The organism is Micromonospora sp. (assembly GCF_048594385.1).
Taxonomy (GTDB): domain Bacteria; phylum Actinomycetota; class Actinomycetes; order Mycobacteriales; family Micromonosporaceae; genus Micromonospora; species Micromonospora wenchangensis.
Genome location: NZ_JBMDWU010000064.1, coordinates 1 through 8,671, shown reverse-complemented (window position 1 = coordinate 8,671; position 8,671 = coordinate 1). Strand labels below are relative to the sequence as shown.

Sequence of the window (8,671 nt, the reverse complement as noted above, 5' to 3'; positions counted from 1 at the left end):
GTCAGCAGGGCATCGAGGATCCCGTCACTGATCTGGTCGGCGATCTTGTCCGGGTGGCCTTCCGTGACCGACTCGGAGGTGAACAGGCGGCGTGCCATGGGTAGTCCTTCCGTCGATGAGGGCATGACGTCGAACCGGCCTTCCACCTCGACCGATCGGGGGGCGGACGGCTGACCCGGTGATCCCGCTCCGCTCCGGGAACGGTCGAGCGGGCCTCCGGACGACGTGTCGCTGTCGCACCCGCAGGTCGGCGCGGCACGCGGGTGCCTGTGGGCGGTCGGCTGACCGGCGTCGCCCCGCTGACGGCCGGGTCAGCGGGGGCTGGTGGTCGGCCGGTCAGCCCGCCGGAACCGGTTGATCGCGTCGAGATGCTGCTCGCGCATCGCCGTGTCGCGGACGCCGAGACCCTCGTGCGGTGCCAGCGCCAGTACACCGACCTTGCCGAGGTGCCGGTTGCGGTACACGTCGTCGACCGCCTGTCCGGCGTCTGCCAGGGCGTACGTCTTGGACAGCGTGGGGTGGATCCGACCCTTGGCGATGAGACGGTTGACCTCCCACGCCTCGCGGTAGTTGGCGAAGTGCGATCCGACGATCCGCTTGAGCGACATCCACAGGTAACGGTTGTCGTACTCGTGGCGGTAGCCGGAGGTGGAAGCGCAGGTCACGATGGTGCCTCCCTTGCGGGTGACGTACACCGAGGCACCGAAGGTGTCCCGCCCGGGATGCTCGAACACGATGTCGGGATCCTCCCCGCCGGTCAGTTCCCGGATCCGCCGTCCGAACCGTTTCCACTCCCCGGGGTCCTGGGTGTACTCGTCCTTCCAGAACGTGAAGGCCTCGTCGGTGCGGTCGATCACCGCGTCAGCACCCATCGCCCGACAGATGGCGGCCTTGGTCGGGCTGGACACCACACAGATCGGCTTCGCCCCTCCGGCCAACGCGAGCTGGGTGGCGAACGCGCCCACCCCGCCGGAGGCACCCCAGATGAGCACATTGTCACCCTGCTTCATCTGGGCGCCGTTGCGGGAGACCAACTGCCGGTACGCCGTCGAGGAGACCAGACCGGGAGTCCCCGCCTCCTCCCATGTCAGGTGCGCCGGCTTGGGCATCAACTGGTTCGCCTTGACCAGTGCCAACTGGGCGAGACCCCCGAAGTTGGTCTCGTAGCCCCAGATCCGCTGATCCGGGTCGAGCATGGTGTCGTTGTGTCCCTCGGGTGCCTCCAGCTCGGCCGACAGACAGTGCGCCACGACTTCGTCGCCGGGCTTCCAGGCGTAGACCCCTGGCCCGGTACGCAGCACCACTCCGGACAGGTCGGAACCGATCACGTGGTAGGGCAGGTCATGGCGGCGGGCCAGCGGTGAGCGTCGGCCGTACCGGGCCAGGAAGGTGAAACTGGGCATCGGATCGAACAACGACGACCACACGGTGTTGTAGTTGATCGAGCTGGCCATGACCGCCACCAACGCCTCGCCGGGCCCGACCTCGGGGACCGCCACGTCGTCGAGGTGCACGGCCCGGCGCGGCTCGCGGGCCTCGGCGGCGACCCCTGCGAACATCTCGACCTCGTCGGCGTGCAGGGTGACCGCGCGGTAGTGCTCCGGAACGGGCAGGGCCGCGAAGTCCTCCGGTCGGGTGTCCGGGTCGAGAACGGCGCTGATGATGTCTTCCATCGGTGCTCCTCGGGTAACGCGACTGAGGAAAGGAGGTGGCTGCGGCCCGCTGCCTCGCCGTTCAGTGCACGAGCCGTCCCATCAGGCGCTTGAGTTCGGCCGCCGGGTCGGTGGTGAGCCCGCCGTGGACGGCACTGGTCTGGATCACCGTGCTGCGCGGCGCGGTCAGCCAGCCGAACCGCGCCCCCCGGGTGCCGGCCCCCGCCCGACCGGCGGCGGGATCACCGGCGCAGATCGCACGGATGGCGTCGAGGGCCGCGGCGACCATGTCGACGTCGATGTCCGGATCCAGCATCCGTAGCCGGTCGGCGTCGACATGAATGGCAGCACCGAGGAAGTCCGCGCCGGGACAGTAGAGCAACGCTCCGACGTTGACCTGCTCACCGCGGTCGACACGGGGCACGGCGCGCAACAGCGCGTAGTCGAAGCTGAGGATGGACGCCTTGGCGGTCATGCATCGACCCCCGGCCACCAGGCACCCACGCGGGTACGCCGGGCGAGGAGGTAGTCGACGTAGCGCTGTCGCAGCTCGGGCGGGTCCGCGTCCTCGGGAACGGAGTTCATGCCCAACAGGAAGCTGTCCGGGACCATGGCGACGACCTCGGTCAGCAGGTCCTCGGTCACCGCCTCGGCCAGTTCGGCGTCCAGCTTGGCCAGCGTCGCGGGACCCAACGAGGCGACCAGGTCGGCCAGCACGTGCTGGGACAGGTCGTAGCGGCGCTCGGCCCAGGTGGCGACGGTCGGCCAGGAGTGGTGGAACAGCAGCGCGGCTCCGTGGTCGATGGCCCAGAGCTGGCGGTGCCAGATGATCAGGTTGGGGTTGGACCAGGTGCGGTCCACGTTGGCGGTGAGGGCGTCCAGCCAGTAGATCCTGGCCGCCTCCTCGGCCGGGGGCTGCCAGCCGACCCCGTCGAAACCGACCGAGCCGGGTAGGAAGTCCATGCCCAGGTTCACCCCGGCGCTGGCCCGCAGAAGTTCCTGGATCTCCTGATCGGGATCGCGGCGCGCCATCTCCGGGTCGATGTCGATGGTGACGAGCTCGGGGACGCGGATGCCGAGCCGGCGGCCGAGTTCGCCGACGACGATCTCGGCGACCAGGGCGGCACTGCCCTGGCCCGCGCCACGGAACTTGACGACGTACACGCCGTCGTTGTCCGCCTCCACCACCCCGGGCAGGGATCCACCCTCACGCAGGGCGGTCAGATACTGCGTTGCTACTACTGTGGGTAACACTTTTCATCCTACTGATCGTTGTCGGTCTTGGAGAACGGTGATCACACGAGCCGTACGGGCAGGCGTGACACGGCCTTGAGAAATCGCGGTCCCACCTCGTCGGGGTCGCCGGTCAGGTGGACACCGGGAAAGCGCGCGAACAGCTTGTTGAGCGCGATCTCGGTCTCCGCGGTGGCCAACGACGCCCCCGGGCAGAAGTGGTCGCCGGCAGCGAAGCTGAGCTGCGGATTGTCGACCCGGGTGACGTCCAGGGTGCGTGGATCGGTGAACCGCTGCGGGTCGTTGTTGGCGGCGCCCACCACGAGCTGGATCTGGCCGCCCTCGGGGATGGTCACCCCGTCGACCTCGATCGGCTCCACGGCGAAGCGTGGCAGGGCCATCTTGATCGGGCCGGCGTAGCGCATCAACTCCCGCACCGCCTGGACGGTGTTCTCCGGCTGCGACCTGACCAGTTCGAGCTGATCGGGATGGACCAGTAGGTGGAACAGGCTCAGCGAGATCGAGTGCCGGACGGTGTCGAGGCCGGCCTGCACCAGCACCAGCACCAGGGCGACCAGTTCGACCTCGTCGAGCTTCTCGGTCTCGTCGCTCGCCTTGACCAGATCGGAGATCAGGTCGTCGCCGGGTTGGGCCCGCCGCGCGCCGATCAACCTGATGACCGTGTCGACCATGCCGCGCAGCGCGGGCGGCAGCATCACCGGGTCGGGCCGGACGAAGGTGGTGAACGCCTCGGTCCACCGCAGCCACCTGTCGCGGTACTCGTCGTCGACACCGAGCAGCTCACAGATGATCGTCGTGGAGATCGGATGGGCGTACTCGGCGACGAGGTCGACCTCCCCGGCGGCATCCATCTGGTCGAGCAGGTCGTCGACCAGCCGCTCGATCCGAGGGCGCAGGGTCCTGACCCGCCGCGCCGAGAAGGCCCGGTCGATCAGCGACCGCACCCGCCGGTGGTCCTCCGGCACCATCGTCATGATCGTGGAGTCGAAGTACTTGAGTAGTTCCTCGGGCACACCCCGGCGGCGCATGCTGTCGAGATGGACGCCCTCCGGGGGATGGTTGCTGACCCGACGATCGGTGAAGAGGCTGCGGACCGCGTCGTAGCGGGTGACGACGTAGACCTCGTTACCGTCGGAGAACCGGCCCGGACACACCGGCCGGGGCGCGCTCAGCCAGCGCTCCCCGGCGTCCCGGTCGGTCACGAAGTTCACGTTGGACAGGTCGAACTCGACGTCCGTCCAGTCGAATGCTCCGGTCACCAGCATCCCCATTCGATTGCTCACGACGTTGACCCGAGTGTCGGTGCGCCGCCGACGTTCGCTGCGACACGCCCCGGGGTGGGTTATGCGGCATTCGGATACAACACTGTATCAGAATACGGTACCGTATCTGAGTCTCACGAGGAGGTTGATCATCAGCAAACGACTCACCCGCCAGCAGAGCCGGGAAATCACCCGCCAGGAGCTGCTGCAGGCGGCAGCCGAGCTGTTCGCCGAGTTCGGTGTCAACGGCACCTCGGTCGAGCAGATCGTCGAACGCGCCGGGTACACCCGGGGTGCCTTCTACGGCAACTTCGACGGCAAACAACAGTTGGTCCTGGCCCTGTTGGAACAGCGCACCGAACGCGAACTGCAGGAGGTGCAGGCGCTGAGCAGCAAGGCCGGGTCGTTCGAGGAGACGATCGAGCACCTGCGTGGCTGGCACCGGGAACGGGACAAGAACTTCGCGAGCTGGCTGGCGCTGCGCACCGAACTGTGGCTCTACGCGAGGCGCGATCCGCAGGTGATGTCCCTGATGGCCGACCGCGAACGACGGTCCCACGAAGCCATGGCCCAGGCGCTCGCGCGGGGCTTCGCCGCCCGGTCGGTCACGCCACCCGCGCCGGTGGAGCTGTTGGCGCTGATCGTGCACGCGTTGGACGACGGGCTGTCCATCCAGCGCGTACTGCTGGCCGGCGACAGCCCGGCCGGAGACGTCATGGACGTCGTGGAGCTGCTGATGCGGTCGTGGACCGCGCTCGCCCGTACCGGCACGTCCGAGGCGGACGGCGCGTCCGCTGCGAACCCGACCGCCCCCTAAACCATCGCCGGTGTCCGCTACCGGCGACGAACCGCAAGAACTGGAGCACATCTCATGAGCCAGGAAGTGGAGCCGGCGCCCGCAGGGGCCATCGGATCTCCCGTCGCAGCCGCCGACGGCCCACATCCCCACCGTTGGCTGGCGCTGATGGTCCTGCTCGTCGCGACCTTCATGGACCTGCTCGACGTCAACATCGTCACCGTGGCGATCCCGAGCATCCAGGAGGATCTCGGCGCTTCGGCGGCCGCCGTACAGGCCCTGACAGTCGGCTACACGCTGTGCTTCGCCGTCGTCCTGATCACCGGAGGGCGGCTCGGCGACATCTTCGGCCGCAAGCGGATGTTCCTGACCGGGGTTGCCGGCTTCGTCCTGGCCTCCGCCCTGTGCGCCTTCGCCCCCACCTCCGAGGTCCTGGTCGGTGCCCGGGTGCTGCAGGGCATCGCCGCCGCGGTCATGGTCCCCCAGGTCCTGGCGATCATCCACGTCACCTTCCCGCCGCAGGAGATCGGCCGGGTCGTCAGCCTGTACGCCAGCATGATCGGCCTGGCCATCGTCGCCGGGCCGCTGCTGGGTGGGCTGCTCATCTCGTGGAACCCGGCCGACCTGGGCTGGCGCACCATCTTCGTGGTCAACCTTCCGATCGGCGCGGCCGCCCTGGTCGCCGGCTGGATGTGGATGCGTGAGTCGCGGTCGCCGCGCGCCAACCGGCTGGACCTCGTCGGCATGGTGCTGGTGATCGCCGGTCTGCTGCTGTTGCTGCTGCCGCTGCTGCGCGGTCGTGAGCTCGGCTGGCCCGTCTGGAGCATCGTCTCGCTGGTCGCCTCCGTGCCCGTCCTCGCGGTGTTCGTGCTCTACGAGCGCTACAAGACCGCCAAGGACGGATCGCCGCTGGTGGCCCTCTCGCTGTTCAAGATCCGGACCTTCGGCGCCGGCGTCGGCACCCAGCTGCTGTTCAGCTGCATCCCGGCCGGGTTCTTCCTCAGCTGGACGCTCTACCTTCAGGGTGGCCTCGGCTGGTCGGCGCTGCACACCGGCCTCACGGCGATTCCGTTCTCGCTGGGCGTCCCGATCGCCGGCAACCTCGCCGTCCGTAAGCTGTTCCCCCGCTACGGCCGCAACTGCCTGTTCGCCGGGGCGCTGCTGATGCTGGTCGGGCTCCTGCTGTACGCGCGGATCGCCCAACTGGCCGGCGAGACGATCACCTCGTGGCACGCCGTCGTTCCCATGCTGCTGCTCGGTTCCGGAATGGGCATGTTGCTCGCCCCGCTGACCGGCATGATCCTGACCGAGGTCGAGCCACGGGAGGCCGGGTCGGCGTCCGGTCTGATCAACGCTGCCGGTCAGCTCGGTGCCGCCCTCGGTGTGGCGATCATCGGCGGCATCTTCTTCTCGGCTCTCGCCACCAACGCGGGGACGCAGGCGGACCGGGTGCTTCCGGAGGTCCCGGCCGTCGCGTCGCAGCAGACGGCCATCCGCACCTGCGCCACCGAGGCGCTCGGTCAGGCCGACATCACCGCCGTACCGCAGAGCTGCCGCACGCTGGCCGGCGGCGACCCCGGTCAGCAGGCCGCGATCGGGAGCACCCTGGCCGACATCAAGACCCGGACGTTCATCGCGACGTTCAGCGAAGCCCTCTACTGGGCGTCCGCCGGACTGGCTGCGGTGATCTGTCTGCTCTTCCTGCTGCCCCGGCGACCGCGGCGGCTGGGGATGTCCTGAGGACCCCCGCGCCTGCGACATCCGGGCCTCTGATCGCCGGGTCCTGTCCCGTGCCACGGGTCGGGCACCCACCGGCTGGTGTCCCCCGTCGGGTCCGGCCGTCATCGTGAACCTGCCCGTGCCGGCGCGGGCCGGGGAAGCCGGACCGCGTCCAGGACCGCCTCCTGGTACGGGGTGAGCCCCGGTGCCGGCGGGGCGAGTGCCGGCCAGTGCACGTCGTGACCACACGCGTAGAGCGTGCCGAGCGACGACAGCACGGCCTTGCGCTCGGCCCGCCGGCGGCCGGAGGGCAGCAGTTCGGCCGTCCGCCCCGCGCTCTCCAGCGTCTGCCTCAGGCTGCTGATCAGCACCGGGTGGGTGCTGATCTCGACGAAGACGTCGTGACCGTCCTCGGCCAGCCGAGTGACGGTCGCGGCGAACCGGACCGGCTCCCGCAGGTTCCGCATCCAGTACGCCGGTCCGAGCGCGGTGCCGGGCACGGGTGCGCCCGTCACCGTCGAGTACACCGGAACCCGTGACGCCACCGGACGCAGCGGGCGCAGCGCGGCGGCCAGGTCGTCGCGGAGTTCGTCGACGTAGTGGCTGTGCGAGGCGACCGTGCCCCGCACCATCCGGCAGTAGACGTCACGCCGGTCGAGGTCCTCGATCAGCGCGGTCAGGGACCCGGTGTCCCCGGCCAGCACCGTCGAGCGGGGGCTGTTCTCCCCGGCGACGCAGATGCGCCCCCCGCTGGCGTCGGCCAGCGCGTGCGCGGCCTCCGGCGACAGTTCCGTGGTGGCCAGGGCACCCCGACCGGTGATCCGGCGCAGCAGGGAGCTGCGGCGGCAGGCGATCAGCAGGGCGTCGTCGAGGGTGAGCGCGCCGGCTGCGTACCCCGCGGAGATCTCGCCCATGCTGTGGCCGACCACCGCGGCCGGTTCCACGTGCCAGCTGCGCCACAGGGCGACGAGGGCGACCTGCAACGACACCATCGTCGGTTGCAGCACGTCGATCTCGCCGAGCCGGGACGTCGCCGGGTCCGCCCGCAACTGCTCGGTCACCGAGAAACCGGCCAGCGCACGCACCCGCTCCTCGCAGCGCAGCAGCGCCGCGCGGAAGACCGGCTCGGTGGCCAGCAACTCCAGGCCCATCCCCTCCCACTGCGCGCCCTGTCCGGCGAAGACGAACACCGGGCCCGGCCGTCGCCGCAGCGGCTGCGCCGCCGGGCGGTCCGCCCCTGCGGCCGACAGCTCGGCCAGGCCGGCCGCGAGGCTGTCGTAGGAGTCGGCGACGAGCGTGGCCCGGTGCGGCAGGCCGGCTGTCCCGGTCGCCACGTCGTGGCAGTACCGGTCCAGCGGGGGCAGGTTCCGGCCGCCCCGGATCCGGTCGGCATGCCCGCGGATCGCGGCGAGCAGGCCGTCCCCGGTCTCGGCGGCGACGGCGAACAAGTGGGTGGTCACGTCTCCCCCTCACACCCGGACGGCGACCTGGTGCCGGTAGCTCTCCATGGGCAGGCCGCTCATCCACGGCACGACGCCCACCCGGCTGAGCGCCCTGATCGACGCCGGTGGCCGGTAGCCTGCGAACATGCCGCCGAACATCAGGATCTGACTGTGCGTGGCGATCGTCCGCACCAACGGGTTCATCCGCTGACGGTCCAGCGTCCGGCGGAAGCGGCTGCCCGGGGTCATCCGTCGGCGGACCGCGGCCCGGACCGCAGCGGAGACGTCGTGATCGGCGACCCACGTCAGCTGGGGCAGTTCCGCGGTGATCCGCCGCATCGTCTGCAGCCGCTGGCGGGTGAACACGTCGATGTGCGACAGGGCCCCGCCCGGACGCAGCACCCGTGCGACCTCGCGCAGGAACCGCTCGAGGTCGGGGTAGGTGTGGGAGCTCTCGATGTTGATCAGGACGTCCACCGAGGAGTCCTCGAACGGCAGATCCTCGGCGTCACCCTGGACGAAGCGCAGGCTGTCGCCGCGCGCCAG

At 69.9% G+C, this 8,671-nt stretch carries 9 protein-coding genes; 2 read left to right on the top strand and 7 right to left on the bottom strand.

Annotated features, from left to right (window positions below; translation table 11 throughout):
- The 5 genes from ACOJTC_RS03075 to ACOJTC_RS03055 form a co-directional block, all read right to left on the bottom strand.
- A partial coding sequence (locus ACOJTC_RS03075) for an S-adenosylmethionine synthetase N-terminal domain-containing protein (protein WP_420115648.1) occupies window positions 1–98 on the bottom strand: 98 nt, incomplete at its 3' end.
- 213 nt (window positions 99–311) lie between these two features.
- Window positions 312–1,673 (bottom strand): crotonyl-CoA carboxylase/reductase, encoded by a 1,362-nt coding sequence (ccrA, locus tag ACOJTC_RS03070; RefSeq protein WP_420115647.1) that lies wholly within the window; start codon window positions 1,671–1,673, stop codon window positions 312–314.
- A gap of 61 nt (window positions 1,674–1,734) precedes the next feature.
- Entirely contained in the window at window positions 1,735–2,127 is a 393-nt protein-coding gene (locus ACOJTC_RS03065; RefSeq protein WP_204925154.1) for a DUF3037 domain-containing protein, read from the bottom strand.
- Window positions 2,124–2,906, bottom strand: a complete 783-nt coding sequence (locus tag ACOJTC_RS03060; protein ID WP_204925155.1) for a HipA family kinase — start codon at window positions 2,904–2,906, stop codon at window positions 2,124–2,126. The genes ACOJTC_RS03065 and ACOJTC_RS03060 overlap by 4 nt, the downstream gene beginning before the upstream one ends.
- A 41-nt stretch (window positions 2,907–2,947) precedes the next feature.
- Window positions 2,948–4,189, bottom strand: coding sequence for a cytochrome P450 family protein (locus tag ACOJTC_RS03055; RefSeq protein ID WP_420115646.1), 1,242 nt, complete (start codon window positions 4,187–4,189; stop codon window positions 2,948–2,950).
- A gap of 124 nt (window positions 4,190–4,313) precedes the next feature.
- Between ACOJTC_RS03055 and ACOJTC_RS03050 the strand changes: the two genes are divergently transcribed.
- On the top strand, window positions 4,314–4,985 hold the full coding sequence (locus ACOJTC_RS03050; protein WP_357927389.1) for a TetR/AcrR family transcriptional regulator: 672 nt from the start codon (window positions 4,314–4,316) through the stop codon (window positions 4,983–4,985).
- 147 nt (window positions 4,986–5,132) lie between these two features.
- The gene (locus tag ACOJTC_RS03045; protein ID WP_420115645.1) at window positions 5,133–6,704 is read left to right on the top strand and encodes an MFS transporter; all 1,572 of its coding nucleotides are present in this window, start codon (window positions 5,133–5,135) and stop codon (window positions 6,702–6,704) included.
- A gap of 101 nt (window positions 6,705–6,805) precedes the next feature.
- Here ACOJTC_RS03045 and ACOJTC_RS03040 read toward each other — a convergent pair whose 3' ends face one another.
- Both ACOJTC_RS03040 and ACOJTC_RS03035 read right to left on the bottom strand, forming a co-directional pair.
- Entirely contained in the window at window positions 6,806–8,143 is a 1,338-nt protein-coding gene (locus ACOJTC_RS03040; protein ID WP_420115644.1) for an acyltransferase domain-containing protein, read from the bottom strand.
- Window positions 8,144–8,152: 9 nt separating this feature from the next.
- Window positions 8,153–8,671, bottom strand: a 519-nt coding sequence (locus tag ACOJTC_RS03035; RefSeq protein WP_420115643.1) for a class I SAM-dependent methyltransferase, incomplete at its 5' end; no start/stop codon positions are given.